Raw genomic sequence first — 22892 nt, 5'->3', positions numbered from 1 at the left:
TTTGTAAAAATTGTAGTTGTGAAACCTGTACTTGTGCTCATTGTACTTGTTAATGCTTGTTAAACAACCAATAAAGAGCAGCTATTTTGGTACCTTTGTACTGAGGCAGCTGCTTTTTTAAATTTAGTAAGGATGACGACTCAAACGATATGGAATTTATATGCCGAGGACTTAAAACATTTTATTTTAAGTCGGGTAAAAAACAGGGAGGTTGCTGCCGATTTACTTCAGGATACCTTTATTAAAATTCACACTAAAAAAGCATCTTTAAAAGCTGAGGACAAGTTAAAGGCCTGGGTGTTTTCAGTAGCAAGACATACCGTTTTAGACTATTTTAGAAAGCAGCAAATACGTTTTAGTCCCGATGATACAGCGCTTGTTTTTATAGATGCGGATAAGGAGCATACGGAATATGATTGTTTGCAGGGCATTATTAAGCAGTTGCCTAAAAAATATAGAGATCCTTTGTTTTTGGCAGATATTAAAGGATTGAAACAAGCGGAGGTTGCCGACAAGTTGCAGCTACCGCTGCCAACCGTAAAAAGTCAGATACAGCGTGCTAGAAAATTAATAGCTCAAGGCTATATGGATTGTTGCGATTTAAAAATGAACCCACAGGGTGTTTTGGTGGGGGAAATTAAAGAAAAAGAAGCTTGTAAAGTTTGTCAATAATCACCTGCTTGTTGGTGTAACTGGAAAATAAAAAAGTCCGAACTATGTATGTTCGGACTTTTTTGTTGAGATTTTCGAAAGCTTATTAGTCTTTTAGTACCCCTCTAGAGATTACAATTTTTTGTATTTCTGAAGTTCCTTCGTATATCTGTGTAATTTTTGCATCACGCATTAAGCGCTCCACGTGGTATTCTTTTACAAACCCGTTTCCACCGTGTATTTGCACAGCTTCCACTGTATGCGTCATAGCTACTTGAGAGGCGTAAAGTTTTGCCATGGCACTAGACATGTCGTAGTTGTTACCTTGGTCTTTGTCCCAGGCTGCTTTCATTACTAGCATTCTAGCAGCTTCAATTTCAGTAGCCATATCTGCTAATTTAAAAGCAATGGCTTGGTGGTTGCATATTTCGGTTCCAAAGGCTTTACGCACTTTAGAGTATTTTAAAGCTAGTTCGTAAGCTCCTGAAGCAATTCCTAAGGCTTGAGCTGCAATACCTATACGTCCGCCAGAAAGTGTTTTCATTGCGAATTTAAATCCGAAACCATCCTCACCAATTCTGTTTTCTTTAGGAACTTTAACATCGTTAAACTGTAGGGTATGGGTGTCGCTTCCTCTGATTCCTAATTTATCTTCTTTTGGACCTATATCAAATCCAGGAGTGCCTTTTTCAACGATAAAAGCATTGATTCCTCTGTGTCCTTTTTCTTTATCCGTTTGTGCAATTACTAAATATATTTCTGCACGTCCGCCGTTGGTAATCCAGTTTTTGGTTCCGTTAATAACATAGTGGTCTCCCATGTCGATAGCGGTTGTTTTTTGAGAAGTGGCATCACTACCAGCTTCAGGCTCGCTTAAACAGAAAGCACCAATCACTTCACCTTTAGCTAATCTTGTAAGATATTTTTGTTTTTGCTCTTCGCTTCCGTAAGCTTCTAAGCCGTAGCAAACCAAAGAGTTGTTTACAGAAACCATTACAGAAGCCGACGCATCTATTTTAGATAGCTCTTCCATAACTAGTACATAGGAAATGGCATCCATACCAGCTCCGCCATATTTAGGATCCACCATAAGGCCCATAAATCCTAGCTCTCCCATTTTACGAACAAGTTCGTCTGGGAAGGTTTGCGTGTTGTCGCGTTCAATAACACCTGGAAGTAATTCAGTTTTTGCAAAGTCGCGAGCAGCGTCGCGAATCATTTTATGTTCTTCTGTTAGGTTAAAATCCATAGTTTCTTGTAATTGTAGTATTAATTTTGAAAGTTCACAAAGATACTTTTTTATTGGCATTTTTTCAAAAGGGATTGCTATTTTTACGAGATATGAATAAAACCGTGTATCGTGTAGTTGGTGTTATGTCCGGGACCTCATTAGATGGGGTGGATTTGGTGGATGTGACTTTTAGTAAACAGGCAGGCGTTTGGCGATATGACATCCATGCGTTTGAAACCAAATTATATACAGAGGCCTGGTATTCTATTTTAAAGCAGTTGGTGAGCAAATCTGTAACGGAGCTTGAAAGTATAGACCAAGAGTATACGCCGTACTTGGCAGGCATGATACAGGAATTTATTATTGAAAACAAGATTACAGATTTAGATGCTATCTGTTCTCATGGGCATACGGCTTTGCATCAGCCCGAAGCGGGCATGACGTATCAGATTGGGAATTTGGCCTGTCTGTTTGATATTTTAAAAATTCCGGTAGTTTGCAATTTCAGGGTTCAAGATGTTGCACTTGGTGGTCAAGGCGCTCCTTTGGTACCTATAGGCGATAAGTTGCTGTTCTCGGACTATGATTTCTGCTTGAATTTGGGGGGCTTTGCTAATATTTCAACCGATATAGAGGCTCGAAGAATTGCCTACGATATTTGTCCGGCGAACATCGTGTTAAACCACTATATTGGGTTGTTGGGGTTTGATTATGATGATGGTGGACAGTTAGCTTCCACAGGAACGGTTTGTTTCGAGTTATTAGAAGCCTTGAATGATTTGGATTTCTATAAAAAAGCAGCTCCAAAATCCTTGGGATTGGAATGGGTAAAGCAGGAGATATTTCCTTTAATAGACTCATTTGATTTACCTGTAGAATCTGTTTTACGAACTTTTGTAGAGCATGTGGCTGTTCAGATTTCCACCGTGATTAATGAGAAGGAAGGCGTACAGGTTTTAGTAACAGGAGGAGGTGCCTATCATGCCTTTTTAATGACGAAAATAAAAGAGAAAACCTCCAATACCTTAATTATTCCGGAAAACAGGTTGGTAGAATGTAAAGAAGCTTTGGTTTTTGGTTTTTTAGGCGTGTTAAAGCTAGAAGGGGCGGTGAACTGTTTAAGCAGTGTTACGGGAGCAAAAGAGGACCATAGTTCTGGAATTATCTTTAAATATTAAAATTATGGTAATTTTAAGAAAGTACCCTATTAGTTTTTTATATTTGTTTGTAGATTTATAAATTAATCAACCGAAAGTTAGGTTTCGGATTTTAGGGATTATTTTTCCGAAGATTCAAACTTCCATATCTTTTTTAGTTGATTTAAAATAACGCTCGCCCCATGATAGAGTTACTTCACAAGAACCTAATGATAGCATTAAAAGCCATAATTAATTGGAACCCCTTGAGTTAGATGAAGAAGGAAGGGTTGAGGAGCTCATGATATATGAAGGAGTTGAGGCATACATATTGATAAGAACATTTTTTTTAGATAATTTAAAATTCAAACAACCGTTATAAACTAATAATTGAAATACTATATGATAAATTTAATGATGCAAGATGCTCCAGAGGGAGCCGAGTTACTTACCGATGGGGAACCAGTAGAAAAAACCTTGTCCATAATTGAGCTAATTACTAGTGGTGGAACTGCCGGGATGGTTATTATGGCCGTTTTATTTATTTTATTAATTGTAGCCACCTATATTTATTTTGAACGTTTGTTTGCTATTAAGGCAGCTTCGAAAATAGATGCTAATTTTATGAATCAGATAAAGGACCATGTATCCAATGGGAAAATAGATTCAGCTCAAATGTTATGCGCCCAGGTAAACTCGCCTGTTTCACGATTAATTAGTAAAGGAATTTCGAGAATAGGGAAGCCTTTGGAAGATATTAATACCGCTATTGAAAATGCCGGACGCCTAGAGATTTATAGTTTAGAGAAAAATGTGAGTGTTTTAGCGACAATTTCTGGAGCAGCACCTATGATTGGGTTCCTTGGAACTGTAATAGGGATGATTCTTTCTATTTTTGAGATAGCCAATTCAGGCGGACAAATAGATATTAAACTTTTGGCTGATGGCTTGTATACCGCTATGACCACGACTGTTGGAGGGTTAATAGTAGGTATTATTGCCTATATTACTTACAACCACTTAGTAGTAAAAACAGATAAGGTTGTATATCAAATGGAAGCGAATTCCTTAGAATTTTTAGATCACTTAAACGAACCTATTTAATGAATTTAAGAGGAAGAAATAAAGTAACACCAGACTTCAATATGTCGTCTATGACGGATATTGTCTTTTTGTTACTTATCTTTTTTATGTTAGCATCCACTTTGGTAACCACGAATGCGATAGATATTTTATTACCTACAGCTAGTGGAAAAACCGAGAACAAGAGATCGGTTGCGGTAAGCATTAAAAAAGACTTGACATATTATATCGATCAGAAGCGCGTTGGAGAAAGCGTTTTAGAATCCGAGCTCATTGCCGCTTTATCGACAGATGATAAGCCTACTTTGGTATTAAGAGCAGAAAAATCTGTTCCAGTAGAGCATGTGGTAAAAGTGATGGACATTGCCAATAGAAATAAGTTTAAAGTTATTTTAGCAGTAAAACCTAATTAGTTTTCATGAAGTATTTTGAAACCGTACACGAACGTAATTCAGCCAAGTTGACAGCACTTATTGCTGTGCTTATTCTTTTGCTGTTGTTTGTTGTTGGTACGACCTATATGGATCCGCCGGAAGAGTACGGGGTAGCTGTTAATTTTGGAACATCTGATTTTGGTTCTGGTGAGGTGCAGCCTACCAAGCCAGTTAAATCGGAGCCTAGGGAGGTTCAAGAAGAACCACAGGAAGCGGTAAAGCAACCGGAACAAAAACCAGCAGAGGCAGCCAGTTCTAAAACTAAGGCAGAAGATGTTTTAACGGATGATAGTGACGAATCTATAGCTATAAAAAAGCAAAAGGATGCCGAGGTAAAGGCAAAGAAAGAGGCCGATGCTAAAGCAAAAGCTCAGGCCGAAGCCAAGGCTCAAGCCGACGCAAAAGCTAAGGCTGAAGCTGAAAAGATAGCCAAAGAACAAGCAGAAAAAGAAGCTAAGAAGAAAAAGCTAGACGCATTAATTGGCGGTGTAAGCAAATCGGAAGGACAAGAAACCGGAGGAGAAGGTAACGACAATAAAGCCGGAGATAAGGGGCAGCTTGATGGCGACCCGTATGCAGCTAGTTATTTTGGTGAAGCAGGTTCAGGCAGTGGAGGTGTTGGTTATGGATTGAAGGGGCGTGGAGCACCTACTAAAAAAGTATTTAAGCAAGAATGCAACGAATCTGGGATGGTTATTGTACGAATTGTCGTGAATAGAAACGGCGATGTTGTAGAAGCTGTTCCTGGAGTTAAAGGAACCACTAATACCGCTTCCTGTTTATTGGAACCAGCCAAAAAAATTGCTTTGTCGCATAAATGGCGTGCCGATAATAAGGCTCCAGATAGACAGGTGGGATTTGTTAAGGTAAACTTCAATTTAGGTCAATAGGCTACAAATTAAACTTCAAAATGACGTATCAGGATACCATTGATTGGATGTTCTCTCAGCTTCCTATGTATCAAAGACAAGGGAAGTCGGCTTACAAAGCCGATTTAAGTAACACCCTTTTATTAGCGGAGCATTTAAAACATCCAGAACATCAAATAAAAACCATACATGTAGCGGGGACCAATGGAAAAGGCTCTACAAGCCATATGATAGCCTCTATTTTACAAGAAGCAGGCTATCAGGTTGGGTTGTTTACCTCGCCCCATTTAAAAGACTTTAGAGAGCGCATTCGAATTAATGGAGCGGTTGTAAGTAAGGCCTTCGTTCGAGGTTTTATACAGCGTAACAAGCCGTTTCTAGAATCGCAAAGCCTGTCGTTTTTTGAAATGACCTCTGGGATGGCCTTTGAATACTTTGCTAAGGAAAAAGTTGATATAGCTGTTGTTGAAGTTGGTTTGGGAGGCAGATTGGACTCTACTAATATTATTACTCCAGAAGTTTCTGTTATAACCAATATTGGATTTGATCATACCCAGTTTTTAGGAACTACCTTGGAGGCTATTGCTTTTGAAAAAGGTGGGATTATAAAACCTGGAGTTCCTGTTGTTATAGGAGAAACACAAAAAGAAACGGCACAGGTGTTTCAAGATCTTGCTAAAAAGAACCAATCTGATATTTATTTTGCAGATAGTTTTATTCACGAGGTGTTTCCAAGTGATTTAAAAGGGAGTTATCAGCAGAAAAATATTAGAACCGTGTTGCAGGCCATTGAGGTGTTAAAGCAAGGGGCTTTTACCATTTCACAAGAGCATATTAAAAAAGGTTTGTTGCAGGTTGTAAAAAACACCGGTTTACAAGGTCGATGGCAGGTACTCCAAGAGCAGCCAAAAATTATTTGCGATACCGGACATAATAAAGAAGGGTTAAATTATGTGGTGAATCAGTTGGAAGAAGAATCGTATAAAAACCTACATATAGTTTTTGGGGTAGTTAATGACAAAGATTTAAACACCATTTTAGATATTTTACCTAAAAAAGCCACTTATTATTTTTGTAAACCTGATGTTCCTCGAGGAATGGATGAAAATTTATTACAAGAGGCATTTTTGGCTTCAGGATTTGTTGGTTCGAGCTATGTTAGTGTAAATGAGGCGTTAAAAGCGGCTAAAAACAGTGCGTTGGACGCAGATTTGATCTATATTGGAGGTAGTACTTTTGTGGTTGCAGAAATAATTTAAAAAAAAATTGAAAAAAGCTTTTGGTATATCAAAATCTCTCTTATATTTGCAGTCGAATTACGAAAGGGCGCGTAGCTCAGTTGGTTCAGAGCACCTGGTTTACACCCAGGGGGTCAGGGGTTCGAATCCCTTCGCGCCCACAGAACTAGAAGGTCTATACATATGTATAGACCTTTTTTTATTTGGTGCCTAGTGCATCGTATTTTCTTGTTTATATACCAATGGCGTTTTGTGTTTCACTTTTTTAAACTGTCGGTTAAAATTCGATATATTATTAAATCCTACCTTATAAGCCACATCGGCAATAGTTATCTCTTGATTCGATACTAAATGTTTACAAGCATGTTCAATGCGCAATTCGTTTAGGAACACCACATAGGTTTTATTCGTGTACTTTTTAAAGTATTTGCAAAAGGCATTTTTTGTCATGTTTGCCACATTGGCTACAGATTCCAGGGTAATGTCTTTATTAAAATTGGTCATGGTATAATCGAATACATCTCTCATACGCTCCCCTTCGGTTACAGAAAAGTTTTTTTCATATATAAAAGAGGATAAGCTTTTGTATTCGCAGGTAGATAGAAGTTTCAATAACTTCAATAAAATTATAAAGCGTTCCAGTTTACTTGCTGTTTCTATTTGTGCAAAAAGCGATTGAATTTCTTCTTGGTTTGAGGTGACTTTAAATCCGTGCATGACCCGTTTAAAGAATACTTGGATTTCTGTTAATTCTTCCAGTTTAAAAAAATCCGGACCAAAGCTGTTTTCCGTAAAGAATACAGTCTGCATGTGCGACAGATTTTCCTGTTCTTTGTCGCTTTGAAACACATGAGGTAGCTGGCTTCCTATTATTAGTATGTCTCCTTTTTTGTAATAGCTAATGGCATCTCCTACGATTAAGGTTCCACTGCCTTGAACTATTAAGCTGAGTTGAATTTCCTCATGTTGGTGGAGTTTGTCATAAAAGCGAGGTTCTAAATCTACTTGGTAGACGAGGTTCGCCAATTCTGGTTTCGGTATTTTAAAGGGAAGTACTTTCATTCTCACAAGGTTGTATTAGATATAAAATTAAGCATTATTATTCATTTTTATAAAATAATGGATAACATAGTATAATAGTTGGATAAAAAGAGCTTATTGTGGCAGGCCATACTTAATTAAATTTGTTTGTATTAAAACAATTTAGATTATGGGAATTGAATGGAAAGGCATTATGCCAGCGGTTACAACCAAGTTTACAGAGGCGGACAGCTTGGATTTAAACATGTTTGAAAAGAATGTTCGCGCGCAAGTGAAAGCTGGAGTTCATGGCATTGTGTTAGGAGGGACTCTTGGTGAAGCAAGCACTTTGTTAGATGAAGAAAAACGCACCTTAACCCGAACCGCTGTTGATTTGGTTAAAGGTCAGGTTCCTGTGTTTATTAATATTGCCGAACAGACTACCAAAGCGGCAATTCAAGCCGCCCATAAAGCTGAGGCTGATGGCGCTCAAGGATTGATGATGTTGCCACCTATGCGTTATACCTCCAGTGATAGAGAAACTGTGGCGTTTTATCAAGCTGTGGCTAGCAACACTTCATTACCTATTATGGTTTACAACAATCCCGTTGATTATAAGGTATTGATAACGCCTAGTATGTTTGACCAATTATTAAAACACGATAATATTGAAGCGGTTAAAGAATCGACTAGAGATACCACTAATATTACCCGCTTGAAAAATTATTTTGGAGACCGTTTGAAAATAATGACGGGCGTGGATACCATAGCTTTAGAAAGTCTTTTAATAGGAGCAGATGGTTGGGTTGCTGGATTGGTTTGTGCTTTTCCTGCTGAAACCGTTGCTATTTACGAATTACAAAAAGCGGGGAGAATAAAAGAAGCCTTAGAGATTTATAGATGGTTTATGCCATTATTGGAACTAGATATCAATCCGCGGTTGGTTCAGAATATTAAATTAGCTGAAGTAGCTACGGGATTAGGCTCGGAACATATACGCCCACCTAGATTGCCCCTAATTGGTGAAGAACGTAAGCAGGTATTAAACGTGATTGAAACTAGTTTACGAAACCGACCAATTTTGCCAGATTATAAAAACCTGTAAACTTCTAGAGGATTAAGGCGTTAATTTTTTACCTTTAATGATAGCTACATCAGTTGTATCGCGCATAAAACAATTACACAAAACGTCCCATTTTGGGAAAGAAACCTTAACAAATGATTACAGGGAAAAATTATATAGGAAATCAGCTTTCAGCTAAAGGAAGTCACACATATAAAACGTTTAATCCGCAGTTGAATCTTGAAAATCCACCGATTTATACTGAAGCTACCAAAGAAGAAATAGATGAAGCCGTAGGTTTGGCTTCCGACGCATTTAAAACCTATAGACAGGTTTCAGGAAAGAAGAAGGCTGAATTTTTAAGAGCTATAGCCGATGAAATTTTGGCTTTGGATACCGATTTGATAGATACGTATTGCTCAGAATCTGGTTTGCCAGAAGGTCGTGCTCTAGGAGAACGAGCTAGGACGATAGGGCAATTGCGAGCTTTTGCCGAATTGCTCATTGAAGGTTCTTGGGTAGAAGCTAGCATTGATACAGCTCAGCCAGAAAGAACCCCTTCGCCAAAATCGGATATACGGAAACTCTTGGTACCCTTAGGGCCGGTTGTTGTTTTTGGTGCTAGTAATTTTCCATTAGCCTATTCCACTGCAGGAGGCGATACAGCTGCTGCTTTAGCTGCAGGTTGTCCGGTGTTGGTTAAATCGCATCCCATGCACTCAGGAACCGGAGAGTTGGTTGCTTCAGCTGTTATTAAAGCAGCAGAACGCACCGGAATGCCCCATGGAGTATTTTCTAATTTAAATAGCCGTGGGATAGAGGTAGGGACTCAATTGGTTTCTCATCCAGGTGTTAAAGCCGTTGGTTTTACTGGGAGTATTCGTGGTGGCCGTGCTTTATACGATTTAGCAGCCACACGTGAAGAACCTATTCCTGTATTTGCAGAAATGGGAAGTATTAATCCCGTTGTTATTTTACCAAAAGCATTAGAACGTCGAAGTGAAGCCTTAGCGGCAACCTATGCACACTCCATTACTTTAGGAACTGGGCAATTTTGTACCAATCCAGGTTTGTTGTTAGGAGTTAAGGGAGACGCTTTGTCTGAATTTATTCAAAATTTATCTGCTGAGATTGTAAAGATTGAGCCATCCTGCATGCTTCATCCCCATATTATTGGAGCTTTTGAAAGTAATAAGCAAAAAGCCTTATCGCAACCAGAGTTACGTGTTGTGGCCCACTTCGATTCCGAAGTCCAAGCGAATTATGCGAGACAAACCGTTAGTACTGTTGAAGGTCATACCTTTTTAAGCAATAGCACTTTGCATCAAGAAGTTTTTGGCCCTTATTCTATGGTGGTTCAATGTGAAAGTATTAGTCAGTTAGAGCAGATTATCTCTAAATTGGAGGGGCAGTTAACCGGCACCTTAATAGCCGAGGATGACGAAGCTACGCAGTATCCCGAAGTAGTTGCAGCGCTTCAAAACCGTGTTGGGCGACTTATTTATAACGGCGTGCCTACAGGTGTTGAGGTTTGTCCGTCCATGGTACATGGCGGTCCGTATCCGGCATCCACAGACAGTCGTTTTACAGCTGTAGGAATCCATTCTATAAAACGTTGGGTACGTCCTTTTAGTTATCAAGATTGGCCGAATCATTTGTTGCCTGACGAATTGAAGAATGAAAATCCATTAAAAATTTCACGTTTGATAAATAATAAACAAACTACAGATTCCATTTAATTATGAAAGGCACTTTTGTCTGTATCGATGCTCATACCTGTGGAAATCCCGTAAGGGTAATAAAACAAGGCGGTCCAGACTTAGTCGGGACCAGCATGAGCGAAAAACGTCAGCATTTTTTAAGAGAATTCGATTGGATTCGGAAAGGGCTTATGTTTGAACCACGAGGGCATGACATCATGAGTGGTAGTATTTTATATCCGCCACAGAATCCCGAAAACGATTTTGCTATCCTGTTTTTAGAAACCTCGGGCTGTTTGCCCATGTGTGGACATGGTACCATTGGCACAGTTACTATAGCTATTGAAGAAGGCTTGGTACAACCAAAAGTTCCGGGAAAAATTAGGATGGAAGCGCCCGCCGGTTTGGTTGAAATTACCTATCAACAAACTGGATCTAAAGTAGATTGGGTGAAGCTATTTAATGTGAAAAGTTTTTTAGCTGCTGAGAATTTAACTATCGATTGTCCGGAATTGGGAGAGCTTGTTTTTGATGTGGCTTATGGTGGAAATTATTACGCTATAATAGATCCTCAGAAAAACTTTTCAGGAATTCAGGACTTTTCTGCGTTAAGAATCATTCAGTATTCGCAAGTGCTTAGGCAGCGGATTAATGACAAATATCCACAGTTATTTATTCATCCAGAAAATGATACCATTAAAGATGTGACCCATATGCTTTGGACGGGAACCCCGATTGACCCAAGTTCGTCAGGAAGAAATGCTGTTTTTTATGGAGATAAGGCTATCGATAGAAGTCCGTGTGGTACGGGGACTTCAGCTAGGTTGGCTCAGTTATATGCCAAGGGAAAATTACAGGTTGGAGAAGATTTCATTCACGAAAGTTTTATAGGAAGTAAATTTGTAGGGCGCATTGAAAAAGCTACTACTTTAGATGGGAAAGTGGCTGTTTTTCCGAGTGTTAAAGGATGGGCGAAAATTTACGGACATAATACGATTAGCATAGATGAAGAAGACGATCCGTATGCTTTGGGGTTTCAAGTGATTTAAAAATCTTGGGGCAATAGGGTGTGGACGCTACGCCTTGCTATGAAACTCTAAAAACAAGAATTTATTGAATCGTTTAGATTTAGGACAAGGAAATTAGTTTCAGACTTGTGGCTAGCGCTCTTGAAAAATGAGCTCCTGGAACGAGTTAAACTTGTTGTCGTTGCAGGAACACTGTGCATCGCGTAAGTTCTCATAAAACCTCTATTTTCAACAATACATTATATTATTCACTATATCATTAATACCTTAAATCATTGAAAAACTGTATCATTATAGGAGGGGGCATCATCGGTTTGTGTTCTGCCTATTATCTTCAAAAAGAAGGTCATCAGGTTACTGTTATTGATCAATCCAATATGGATTCGGGAGCATCCTATGTCAATGCTGGTTATTTATCTCCAAGTCATTTAATCCCCTTATCCGCTCCAGGTGTTATGAAGAAAGGCTTAAAATGGATGTTTAATCCTGCTAGTCCGTTATACATCAAGCCACGTTTGGATTCCGATTTTATAAAATGGTCGCTTGCTTTCAATAAATCCTGCAATGCCCATCATGTTAAAAAGGCGATACCAGTCATTAAAAGTATTGCTTTATTAAGTCAGAGTTTATACGACGCCATCAAGGAAGAAGAACAGTTTCATTTTCAGTACGAGAAAAAGGGTTTGCTTATGTTGTGTCAAACAGATAAGATGTTAGACGAAGAAATTGAAACAGCCCATATGGCTAAGCGTGAAGGTTTGGATGTTGTAGCCTTAAGTAAGGAAGAATTACAGGTTCTTGAACCCCGTGCGAGCTTTCATGTTAAGGGAGCCACATATTACAAGTGCGATTCCCATACGACTCCTCAGGAATTTATGGAAGAAATGAAGACCTATTTACAGGCTGTAGGTGTTCGGTTTTTGTTAAATGAGAAAGTAGAAGACTTAATAGTTTCCCAGGGGAAAATTGAAGCTATTAAAACGAAGCAGCAAACCTTAAAAGCAGATGAATTTGTTTTATCAGCTGGATCATGGAGTGCTTTATTAAGTAAAAAAATAGGCTTAAATTTGTTGCTTCAAGCAGGAAAAGGGTATCGGATTAATACCACTCAAGACACAGGAATTAGTATTCCTTCTATTTTGGCAGAAGCTAAAGTTGCGGTAACTCCTATGCATGGGTTTACGCGTTTTGCGGGCACTATGGAAATAGCGGGAATAAACGATAAAATCAATCAAATTCGTGTGGAGGCTATTGCTAAAGCTACCACCAGTTATTATCCAGAAGTCCTTCTTTCCAAAGAAGAAAAAAGTGATGCTGCTTGTGGTTTACGTCCAGTTTCGCCCGATGGGTTGCCATATATAGGAAGATCCTCAACTTGCAAGAACTTGACCATTGCTACCGGCCACGCCATGATGGGGTGGAGTATGGGACCGGCTACGGGAAAGTTGGTTTCGGAAGTTATTTCAGATAAAAAAACGATATTAGATATTAATCCATTTCATCCAGATAGAAAATTTTAAACATGCGTTACAATCAAATTTCAAAGAATTTATTTATAAAAAACAGAAGCCAATTTGCGGCTAAAATGAAGTCTAATACCTTGGCTATCCTTACTTCCAACGATGTGAAACACAACAACGCGGACGATGTTATGGGGTTTACCCAGAACAACGATTTGTTTTATTTATGTGGCATTGATCAAGAAGAAAGTATTTTAGTTATGTATCCAGATGCATACAGAAAAGAAAATCGTGAGATTTTATTTATTAAAGAAACCAATGAGCAAATAAAAATTTGGGACGGGGAAAAATTAAGTAAGGAACAGGCTACCGATATTTCGGGGGTTGCAAGGGTTGAATGGGTTCATGATTTTGAAAAGGTCCTACAGCTTATGGCGTTTGAAGCCGATGGTTTTTACTTAGGACATAATGAACATATTAAGCGTGTTACCTTTGAGCAACAAACCCGACAAGACCGAATGATTGCTTGGTGTAAAGAAAAATATCCCTTACACGAGTACCACCGAGCCGCTAAACTTACTCGAGATTTAAGGCTTATTAAATCTGAAGAAGAAATAGCTCTTATGCAACAAGCAGCAGATATTAGTGTGGAATCCTTTAAGCGTGTGTTGAAAGCTTGCAAGCCGGAGATGAAGGAATATGAATTGGAAGCCGAATTGGCCTACAATTTAATAAAATCGGGAGCTACACGACATGCCTTTAAGCCCATTGTAGCTTCAGGGAAAAATGCCTGTGCTTTGCATTATAACACCAATGATGATATTTGTAAAGCAGGTGAGATGATTCTATTGGATTTTGGTGTGTGCTATGCCAATTATAATAGTGATACCACAAGATGCTTTCCTGTAAGTGGAACATTTTCAGAAAGACAAAAAGAAGTTTATAGTTCTGTTTTACATTGTTTAAAAGAAGGAAGTAAATTGTTGAAGCCAGGAGTTTTACCGTCGGTTTATGAAGCTCAGATGGCGAAATTGGTGGAAACTGAACTCATAAAATTAGGGCTGCTTGATGCGGAGGATGTTGCTAAGCAAAATCCGGAAAAGCCTTTGTATAAAAAGTATTTCATGCATGGAACTGCGCATCATATTGGCTTAGATGTCCATGATGTAGGCTTGTATTCTAGAGCCTTAGAGCCAGGTATGGTTTTAACCTGTGAACCTGGAATATATATTCCGGAAGAAGGAATTGGTTGCCGATTGGAAAATGATTATCTGATTACTAAAGACGGGAATTATAACTTAACGGAAGCCATGCCTATAGAAATAGATGAAATTGAAGCTTTGATGAAAACTTCGTAGAAACTAAAAAAGGCGAAACGGATTTTTATTCCTTTTCGCCTTTTTACTTATAATTATTAAGGTTTTATTCAGATGGATTTTTTTTGTTCAGATTATTCTTTTGCTAACCAAGAATCAATTATGCCATAGATTTCTTTTTGTTTTTCTGGGCTAAAACTTTTGATTCTAGTTGTGTGGCTTCCTTGAGGCAATACAAATTTGTACAATTCTCTTCTGGCAGCATCGTTTTCTAGTTCCACAGCAGTAGCGCTCCACGAGTCATATTCACCATAAATAAACATCATGTCTTTAGCTACGTAATCCAAAAAGTTTTTTACTTCTTGCATTGGTTTGTAGTCGAATGGTTTTGAGATACCTTCAGGGAAAGCCCAATCAAATTTATAAATTTCATCCGTATTTAAATACTGTTTAAATGGAGCTGTTTCGTAGCCATAAATCCCTTGCTCTGTTAATGCTGTCCAGAAATATGGTTGTAAATCTTCCACAGATTTTTCTTCAAAAAAGCTATACCCAACCACATTGATGAGGTGGTTGTATATTTGTTCAGGAGTTGCATTTTTAGCTGGAATACTTTCAATTGGGGTTCCCCATTGCCAAAAAGCAAAAGCATATTCTAGGATGGTATAATCGATGGCTTTTTCCACTCCAAATTCCCATGACATGTTTTGTTCAGAGGCAGCTGATTTCATCATTTCTAAAAGTGCCGCTCTGTTTTCAAAACATAAATTTTGGAACGCTTTTACTTTCTCTCTGTTTTCCAGGGTGCTAACTTCATTTAAAAACTTATACACTCTTGGATCTTCGCGTTCAAAGTTTAGTGGGCCAACATAACAAACACATGCATCTACATTATTTGGAAAATATCTGCGATGAAGCATCACTGTTTGGCAGCCTTTAGAAATTCCGGTTGAAATAAATTTGGAATCTGGATAAAGTGCTTTTCTTATCCCATCTATAATTCTAGCTTGGTCCTTGGCTGCATTTTTAACGGTAAGTGTGTTCCAATCTATTTCTTCTGGTCGTGAATTATTAAAGTAACGGTGTTCAATATTTATTTGGTTTGCCTTGTAGTGGTTTGCCAATTCTCCGGCTCTTTCCGAACCGATACCATAGCCTTGAAGTTCCACAATAACTGGCTTCTCCGGGTTTTCATAACCTATAAAAACACGTTGTTTAAAGGTGCCTTTTGTGGAGTCGGCATAGTCTACAGGTTGTTCGAACCAGATTTCATAATTTTTATCGAAATGACTTACAGGATTTCTTTTTTCAATACTCACCACATTTTCGATACTTGCTAGTTTTTCAAAGGTAGAGAGCTGGACTTCCGGTACGGTAACCGTTGGTTGTAAGGTTTCGCAACCTACTAAAAAAAGAACAAAAAGGCCTAGGTAAATTGAGCGATAAAGCTTCATGACAACATATTTATTTGTGAATTTAACAGAGGTTAAATATAAACAATATTACCCTTAGTTTTTTTAGTGTTAAGAGTTTTATAACAAATCTAAAACACGTTCCAAGGCCATTCCTCGAGATGCTTTAATCAATAAGGTGGCATTTTTTAAGGAGTTGAAATCGAAATTTTCTTTAAAGTTTTCGAAGGAGGTAAATTTTTCATGACTTGCAGGAAGGGCCTGATAAAAGTTTTCACCAATAAAAACTATTTTCGACAGGTTTAGTGAGGTTGCTAATTCGGCAATAGCAAGGTGTTCTGTTTTTGCATCCGGTCCTAATTCGAACATATCGCCAAGGATGGCTATTTTATTCTTGGTCTCTAGTTTTCCGAAGTTTTTTAGTGCTACAGTCATGCTTGATGGATTGGCATTATATGCATCCAAAATAATTTGAGTCGTTCCCTTTTCAATAATTTGCGACCTGTTGTTTTTTGGAACATAGGTTTCAATAGCTTCTTTTATTTGCTTTTCTTCAACCTTAAAATAAACACCTAGAGCAATGGCTACTGAAATGTTGTTGAAATTGTATTCGCCTATTAGTTGGCTGTTTATTTCTATGTTATTATAGGTAACAGATACTTTAGGTTGGGCACTTATAAAATGAATTATGAAATCGTCGGTTTTATTTTGTCCAAAGGTCAAGGTCGTGGCAGGTTTGCTATTTTCCAATTGAATGGGATCTGCTGAATTAGCAAAGATGGTTTTGTTGTGGCTTATTAGGTGTTGATATAGTTCTGATTTTGCTTTAATAACCCCCTCTATGCTTTTAAAACCTTCCAGATGTGCTTTACCGAAATTGGTTATTAAGCCATAATCGGGAAGGGCTATGTTACACAAGAACTCGATTTCCTGTGGGTGGTTGGCTCCCATTTCCACAATACCAATTTCTGTGTCCTTGGTCATTTTTAAAAGTGTTAAGGGTACACCAATATGGTTGTTAAGGTTTCCAAGTGTGGCAGAAGTGCTGTACTTTTTAGAAAGTACTGCATGGATGAGCTCCTTGGTGGTTGTTTTTCCATTGCTACCGGTTAAAGCAATAATTGGTAGTTTTAAATATTTTCTATGAAAACTAGCTAAGTCTTGTAAAGTTTTTAGAACATTATCTACTAGAATACATTGGTTGTTTATAGCGTATTCCTCTTCGTCGATAATGCAGTACGAAGCGCCATTTTCTAATGCTTGTTTGGTAAAGCCGTTCCCGTTAAAATTATCGCCTTTAAGAGCAAAATACAAATCGTTTTTAGCGATTTTTCTAGTGTCTGTTGATACCGATGGATGCTTTAAAAAAAGCGCGTGTAGTTGTTCTATTTTCATAAAATAAAAGTATAAAAAAAGTCCTAACTAATTGTTAGGACTTTTTAAAAGATATGAAAAATTCTTTAGTTTTTTGTTTTGTGTTTGGTTTTAGATTTAGAACCAACTCTAGACATTGCACATCTAAAGCCAATGTAATCTGTAGCCATAGTTTGTGGGAAATAACGTCTTTGTGCTGGGTCTAACCAGTACTCTCTGTCTTTCCAAGAACCACCTTTGTACACACGTACTTCGTCGTTGATTAATGAGGTTCTTTTGTTTGATTTGTCGTACTCTCTAATTAATGCCCCTGTAGAATCGTCTACTTCAACATTATGCTTAGGAGAGTTGTACATTTTACTTGTTACAGATGATTCCCCATTTAAGTTTTCTTCGTCTTCAAAGTTATCTCTGTATTGACGAGACGATTGTCTGTCTCCATCTCTAAAGTTTCTATTGTCAGATCTGTCGAAGTTTTGTCTTAAGTAAGTTTCATCTTCATCAATTGGAACTTGAGCAATTTCTCCTGGTAAATCTCTTGCAACAATTTTACCGTTTGGTAAGGTGTCGAATACAATTTCGTCTGTAGTTACAATCTTCACTGTTCCGTCTTCGTTTATGGCGTTTTTAGTGTACACGTTTCCACGGTAGTAGTTGAAGTCGTTAAACTCGTCATCTACAATAGGTCTGTATACATCGGCAACCCATTCCGCTACGTTTCCAGCCATATCATATAGTCCAAAATCATTTGGAGCATATTGTTTTACTTGGTTGGTAATATCGGCACCATCGTCAGACCATCCTGCAATTCCACCGTAATCCCCTTTTCCTTGTTTAAAGTTAGCTAATTGGTCACCTCTAACTTTACGTTTTCCTGAACGCGTATATTGTCCATCCCAAGGATATTTTTTTCTACCTCTAATAACGTTGTAGTCTCTTAATTCAGATAAACCTAAAGCAGCGTATTCCCATTCAACTTCTGTTGGAAGTCTGTAGCTAGGAGAGATGATTCCAGTTTCTCTACCTGCGTATACATTTATAGGCTCACCATCAGCAGTTGTTTGAACTCGTCTTCTCGTGTTATTTGGATCAGTAAGTTCTGTGTTTCCACCATATACTTGTGTTGGAGCGTTAATATACGTATCCGTATTAAATGTTTGATCTGCATTTACGTCGGTTATTTTTGCGTCTCTTGCAATGTATCCAGCTTTCTCTAAGTAATATTCGTTAACACGGTCTGTTCTCCAGTTAGCGAATTCTACTGCTTGAATCCAGCTTACACCTACTACAGGATATTCTCCGTATCCTGGGTGACGTAAATAGTTATCTGTCATAACTTCGTTATAACCTAAACGGTTTCTCCAAACTAAGGTGTCAGGAAGTGCACCGTTATAAATAGCTTTGTAGTTTTCTTCAGATGGTGGGTAAGTTCTTTTTAACCAATCTAGGTACTCCATGTACATTTTGTTGGTAACTTCCGTTTCATCCATATAAAAAGATTGAACGTGCTGTTGTGTTGGCGTGTTGTTCCAATCATGCATCACATCGTCTTGAACACGACCCATAGTAAAAGTACCACCTTCTACAAACACTAACCCAGGAGCAGTTTCTTGTTCTTTGAATTGCGTGTTGTATTGAAACCCACCGTCCCTAGAATTTATATCCCAACCAGTAGCTCTAGAGCTGTTGGAACTGGATGATCGTTTACAACCAACTGCTGTTATAGAAATTGCTAAGAGTAACAAAATCTTAAATGCCATAACTTTTTTCATATCCATACTTTTAGTAAGCTTATAATATTTTTGGTGACGCAATATAAGAAATATCGGTTATAATACAAGTTAAATAATAAAAATTGATAATATTTTGATGTATTTCATCCTATTAATTGAACCTTATACCGATGTTTTATTGCATACACCCTCGCTAATTTGTGCATAAATAACGTCAATATTTATAAATTATTATTGTAATTTTGAAAGGTTTGTTAAAATTGTTTGTTTTGCGATACTAACAAGCAATTAATCTCGTTATCTAATCAATGAAAAAGAAATTTCTATTCCTATTTTTTTTTACGACTCTAGTACTCTATTCACAACAAAAGCAATTTCAGATTCTTTGGGAAGGAGAGAAGGTGTTAGCAACCGAGAGTTATGCTATAAAGGTGCCTGCTTTTAACGAAGCTCATTACAACTACGATCCAACAGATGGTTTGCAATTTGTGGCTCAGTGGGAAATTAATCAAGCGGTTGATGAAAGTTCGGTTCGTGTTAGTAACGTAAGTTACGCTAACATGACTGCTAAGGAGTTGTTAGATATTGATATAAATAGCTTACCAACGAAATTAAGCTATCAGCTTAAAACTTCAGTTTCCAGGGATCAGATGCATGCATTTTTTATCCTGTCTCCTATTATTAAGGAAGCCAATGGGAGTATTAAAAAGGTGACTTCCTTTTCTGTAAGCTATTCCAATGGTAGTCTTCCTTCCAATAGAAACCAACGCATGATTAGTAATTCTGTTTTAAACAGTGGGCAGTGGTATAAGTTTTATGTAGAGCGATCTGGGGTGTTTAAAATTACCAAAGATTTTCTATCTAGAATGGGGGTTAATGTGAATGGTGTTGATCCGAGAACAATTAAGCTTTATGGGAATGGGGGACGAATGATTCCATTTTCAAATTCAGCGCCCTACCCGATAGATGTGCAAGAAAACGCGATTCGTGTTGTAGGAGAGAACGATGGGGTTTTCCACGATAACGATTATATTTTATTTTATGCTCAAGGACCTTATGGTTACGATGAGCAGAGTAATACCAATATTAACTGTTATACAGAAAAAACTTACTATTATATAAATGTTAGTCCTGGAAATGGGAAGCGGGTACAGCCGTTTATGCAGCCCTCAGGACCAGTGGATTTGATGATTGATACCTTCCAAGATTACAAATTTCATGAAAAAGACGAGTATAACTTAGTAACTGTTGGAAGACGTTGGTTTGGAGATAAATTCGATTTAGAAGACACCAAAACCTTTGATTTTAGCTTTCCAGACTTGGTAACTTCAGAGCCAGTTACATTTAACGTTATTGTTGCAGGAACCTCCGTTACACCAACAAATATGCTGGTTAAGGTAAATGGGAATAACATTAGCAACTTAGCAATACCACCCATTACCGACACCAATTTGGCTACCGAGTCCGTTTATAGCAATTCGATTACTGTGAATTCATCTAATTTATCGGTATCCTTAATATATGATAAAGGAGGAAATCCATCTGCTTTGGCTTATATAGATTATATTTCTTTAGAAGCCACCCGAGCGTTGAATTTTTCAGGGAAACAATTTACTTTTAAAAACAAAGCAGTTACCCAAATGGCTGGTATTGGTCAATACAATTTAACTAATACCTCTCAGGTGAGAGAAATTTGGGATGTTACGGATATTTATAACGTGACTACTTATGTGAATACAGATAATAGTTCAAATTTAAGTTTTACTTCTAGTTTAGGAACTTTAAAATCGTACGCCCTAGTATCTCCTTTAGATTATTATGAGCCTTCGCTGAGTTCTAATTCTTCGGTTTACAATCAAAATATAAAAGGGACTATTTTTAAAAATGATCAGGGGCAAAATGAGGATGTAGACTATTTAATCATCACACCTAATAATTTATATGGTCAAGCCGAACGGTTGGCACAAATTAACCGAGTTAACAACAATTTAAAAGTAAAAGTTGTTGGTTTAAATGAAATTTATGCAGAATTCAGTACAGGAAATCAGGATATTGGAGCCATAAGGAATTTGGTGAAATATGTCTATGATAATGCTAGTTCCCCTGATAAGCGATTGAAATACCTTTGTTTGTTTGGAGATAGCTCCTACGATTATAAGGACCGAATTCCGAATAACACGAATTTAGTTCCATCGTGGCATGCCTATAATAGTTTTAATCTTACCAACTCGTTTATTTCCGACGATTATTTTGGGATGATGGATTCCAACGAGGGGACTATGGCTATTTCCGATAAACTAGATATAGCTGTAGGTAGGATTTTGGCTGAAAATTATCAGAGTGCCAAGGAGTTAGTTGATAAAATAGAAAGATATTATATAGATGCTTCATTTGGAAGTTGGAGAAATAATTTTGTAGTTATTTCTGATGATGTGGATGTTACTTGGGAACAATCTCTTCAAGCTACAACAGATTTTATTGGTGATGAAGTAGCTGAAGAAAAGCCTTTTATTAATGTTACTAAAATTCATTCCGACGCGTACAAGCAAGAGTCTTCAGCTGGAGGGAATAGATATCCTACGGTAAATGTGGCTATAAAAAATGCCATAGAAACAGGCGCTTTGGTGCTTAATTATTTTGGGCATGGAGGTGAGGATGGTTTGGCACATGAGCGTATTTTTGAAAAACCAGATGCTCAAAGTTTGAACAACGTGTGCAAGTTAAATTGTTTTGTTACTGTTACATGTGAATTCACTAAGTTTGATAATCCACAACGTTCAACAGCCGGGGAGTATACCTATTGGAATAAAGATGGAGGAGCTATTTCATTAATAACCACAACAAGACAGGTTTTTGTAAATGTTGGAATTTCCTTTAATAAGGTGTTGGAGCAATATTTGTTTTCTTTTGGAAACAACACTCCTTATCCTTCCCATGAATATCCAAGTATGGCGGAAGCCTTGCGATTAACAAAAATAGATCCGGCCATTTCCATTATAGGTCAAAGAAGGTTGGTGTTTTTTATTGGTGATCCAGCTATGAAATTAGCTTTTCCAAAACCAAATATTGTTCTGACAAAAGTAAACGATGTGCCTGTAAGTGGAAACATTGACGTGCTCCAAGCTTTAAGTCATGTAAAATTATCAGGAGAAGTTACCGATTTGTCCGGAAATATATTATCTGATTATAAAGGGGTGCTTTCTACAACTATTTACGATAAAAATATTGAAAGAAGAACCTTAGGAAATGATGGGGTTAGAGATGGAGGACAACTTATTATTATGGACTTTGAAACCTTGGGACCTATTATTTTTAGAGGGCAATCGTCAATTGTTAATGGGAAATTCGATATTGAATTTGTAGTACCAAAAGATATAGGTATTCCTGTAGATTATGGGCGTATAAGTTTTTATGCTAAACGAGATGGCGTGCATGAAGACCAAGCAGGGGCTAGTGTTAATCAAGTTCAAATTGGAGGTTTAAACACCAATGCACCAGAGGACAATATTGGGCCTGTTATTTCCGCTTATATGAATGATGAAAGTTTTGTGTCGGGAGGTATTACCAATAGATCTCCAAATTTATTGATAAAACTAGAGGACGAAAACGGAATCAATACGGCTAGTGGGATTGGTCATGATATTGTTGGGATTTTAGATGGTGACGAGGCCAATCCGTATATATTAAACGACTTTTATCAAACAGAATTGGATGATTATAAAAAGGGGATAGTTAATTACCCTTTGAGAGATTTAGAGCCAGGTTTACACACCATGTCTATAAAGGCTTGGGATGTGTACAACAATTCATCTACAACAGAAATTCAATTTGTGGTGTTTGATGAGAATCAACAGTTAATCATCGATAACGTTTTAAACTATCCAAATCCATTTGTTAATTACACGGAATTTTGGTTTAATCACAATAGTTCAGAATCGTTAGACGTTCTAGTACAAATATTCACTGTATCCGGAAAATTGGTAAAAACTATAAGAGGGCAAACCAATACGGGTGAATGTTGTAATAACGGAGCATCTTCGTTATCCAGAGAAATGGTTTGGGACGGCCGTGACGATTTTGGAGACAAAATAGGTAAAGGCGTGTACATTTACAAGTTAACCGTGCGTTCGGCTGCATTAAATAA

At 37.6% G+C, this 22892-nt stretch carries 17 protein-coding genes and 1 tRNA gene; 13 read left to right on the top strand and 5 right to left on the bottom strand.

The features are described from left to right. Nucleotides 1-132: 132 nt before the first annotated feature. Nucleotides 133-672: a sigma-70 family RNA polymerase sigma factor gene (locus VKY41_RS02185; protein WP_500812795.1), complete on the top strand. Its 540-nt coding sequence runs from the start codon at nt 133-135 to the stop codon at nt 670-672. An 85-nt stretch (nt 673-757) separates the two neighbouring features. On the opposite strand, the gene VKY41_RS02180 is transcribed toward VKY41_RS02185, so the two are convergent. Further along, on the bottom strand, nt 758-1900 hold the full coding sequence (locus VKY41_RS02180) for an acyl-CoA dehydrogenase (protein WP_500812794.1): 1143 nt from the start codon (nt 1898-1900) through the stop codon (nt 758-760). Nucleotides 1901-1953: 53 nt separating this feature from the next. Between VKY41_RS02180 and VKY41_RS02175 the strand changes: the two genes are divergently transcribed. The 6 genes from VKY41_RS02175 (at nt 1954) to VKY41_RS02150 (ending at nt 6803) form a co-directional block, all read left to right on the top strand. After that, nucleotides 1954-3060 (top strand): anhydro-N-acetylmuramic acid kinase, encoded by a 1107-nt coding sequence (locus tag VKY41_RS02175; protein WP_500812793.1) that lies wholly within the window; start codon nt 1954-1956, stop codon nt 3058-3060. Between the two features lie 360 nt (nt 3061-3420). After that, on the top strand, nt 3421-4122 hold the full coding sequence (locus tag VKY41_RS02170) for a MotA/TolQ/ExbB proton channel family protein (RefSeq protein WP_500812797.1): 702 nt from the start codon (nt 3421-3423) through the stop codon (nt 4120-4122). Next, complete coding sequence (locus VKY41_RS02165) at nt 4122-4514, top strand: ExbD/TolR family protein (protein ID WP_500812792.1); 393 nt, start codon at nt 4122-4124, stop codon at nt 4512-4514. Before VKY41_RS02170 ends, VKY41_RS02165 begins: the two co-directional genes overlap by 1 nt. 5 nt (nt 4515-4519) lie before the next feature. Beyond that, nucleotides 4520-5425, top strand: a complete 906-nt coding sequence (locus VKY41_RS02160; protein ID WP_500812791.1) for an energy transducer TonB — start codon at nt 4520-4522, stop codon at nt 5423-5425. A 20-nt stretch (nt 5426-5445) separates the two neighbouring features. Next, nucleotides 5446-6663: a bifunctional folylpolyglutamate synthase/dihydrofolate synthase gene (locus tag VKY41_RS02155; RefSeq protein WP_500812790.1), complete on the top strand. Its 1218-nt coding sequence runs from the start codon at nt 5446-5448 to the stop codon at nt 6661-6663. Nucleotides 6664-6728: 65 nt separating this feature from the next. Next, a tRNA-Val gene (locus VKY41_RS02150) sits at nt 6729-6803 on the top strand. Nucleotides 6804-6852: 49 nt separating this feature from the next. On the opposite strand, the gene VKY41_RS02145 is transcribed toward VKY41_RS02150, so the two are convergent. Then, entirely contained in the window at nt 6853-7704 is an 852-nt protein-coding gene (locus VKY41_RS02145) for an AraC family transcriptional regulator (protein ID WP_500812789.1), read from the bottom strand. Nucleotides 7705-7852: 148 nt separating this feature from the next. Here VKY41_RS02145 and VKY41_RS02140 point away from each other — a divergent pair, with 148 nt between their 5' ends. The 5 genes from VKY41_RS02140 to VKY41_RS02120 all read left to right on the top strand — a co-directional run bounded on the left by VKY41_RS02140 (nt 7853) and on the right by VKY41_RS02120 (nt 14271). After that, the gene (locus VKY41_RS02140; RefSeq protein ID WP_500812788.1) at nt 7853-8767 is read left to right on the top strand and encodes a dihydrodipicolinate synthase family protein; all 915 of its coding nucleotides are present in this window, start codon (nt 7853-7855) and stop codon (nt 8765-8767) included. A gap of 113 nt (nt 8768-8880) precedes the next feature. Further along, nucleotides 8881-10464: an aldehyde dehydrogenase (NADP(+)) gene (locus VKY41_RS02135; protein WP_500812787.1), complete on the top strand. Its 1584-nt coding sequence runs from the start codon at nt 8881-8883 to the stop codon at nt 10462-10464. After that, nucleotides 10464-11474 carry a 4-hydroxyproline epimerase gene (locus tag VKY41_RS02130; protein WP_500812796.1) on the top strand — a complete coding sequence of 337 codons (1011 nt, stop codon included), beginning with the start codon at nt 10464-10466 and terminating at the stop codon, nt 11472-11474. The genes VKY41_RS02135 and VKY41_RS02130 overlap by 1 nt, the downstream gene beginning before the upstream one ends. A gap of 254 nt (nt 11475-11728) precedes the next feature. Further along, on the top strand, nt 11729-12973 hold the full coding sequence (locus tag VKY41_RS02125) for an NAD(P)/FAD-dependent oxidoreductase (protein ID WP_500812786.1): 1245 nt from the start codon (nt 11729-11731) through the stop codon (nt 12971-12973). 2 nt (nt 12974-12975) lie between these two features. Further along, nucleotides 12976-14271: an aminopeptidase P N-terminal domain-containing protein gene (locus VKY41_RS02120; RefSeq protein WP_500812785.1), complete on the top strand. Its 1296-nt coding sequence runs from the start codon at nt 12976-12978 to the stop codon at nt 14269-14271. Between the two features lie 92 nt (nt 14272-14363). Here VKY41_RS02120 and VKY41_RS02115 read toward each other — a convergent pair whose 3' ends face one another. The 3 genes from VKY41_RS02115 to gldJ form a co-directional block, all read right to left on the bottom strand. Next, nucleotides 14364-15683, bottom strand: coding sequence for a S28 family serine protease (locus VKY41_RS02115; protein ID WP_500812784.1), 1320 nt, complete (start codon nt 15681-15683; stop codon nt 14364-14366). 78 nt (nt 15684-15761) lie between these two features. After that, nucleotides 15762-17036, bottom strand: coding sequence for a UDP-N-acetylmuramoyl-tripeptide--D-alanyl-D-alanine ligase (locus VKY41_RS02110; RefSeq protein ID WP_500812783.1), 1275 nt, complete (start codon nt 17034-17036; stop codon nt 15762-15764). 65 nt (nt 17037-17101) lie between these two features. After that, complete coding sequence (gldJ, locus tag VKY41_RS02105; RefSeq protein WP_500812782.1) at nt 17102-18793, bottom strand: gliding motility lipoprotein GldJ; 1692 nt, start codon at nt 18791-18793, stop codon at nt 17102-17104. A gap of 263 nt (nt 18794-19056) precedes the next feature. On the opposite strand from gldJ, the gene porU reads away from it, so the two are divergent. Then, on the top strand, nt 19057-22892 hold a 3836-nt coding region (gene porU, locus VKY41_RS02100; protein ID WP_500812781.1), incomplete at its 3' end, for a type IX secretion system sortase PorU.

It is taken from the genome of Xanthomarina sp. (genome assembly GCF_035306605.1).
GTDB lineage: Bacteria > Bacteroidota > Bacteroidia > Flavobacteriales > Flavobacteriaceae > Xanthomarina.
Note: the sequence above shows the minus strand (reverse complement) of the source record. Positions and strands in the feature narration are given on the sequence as shown.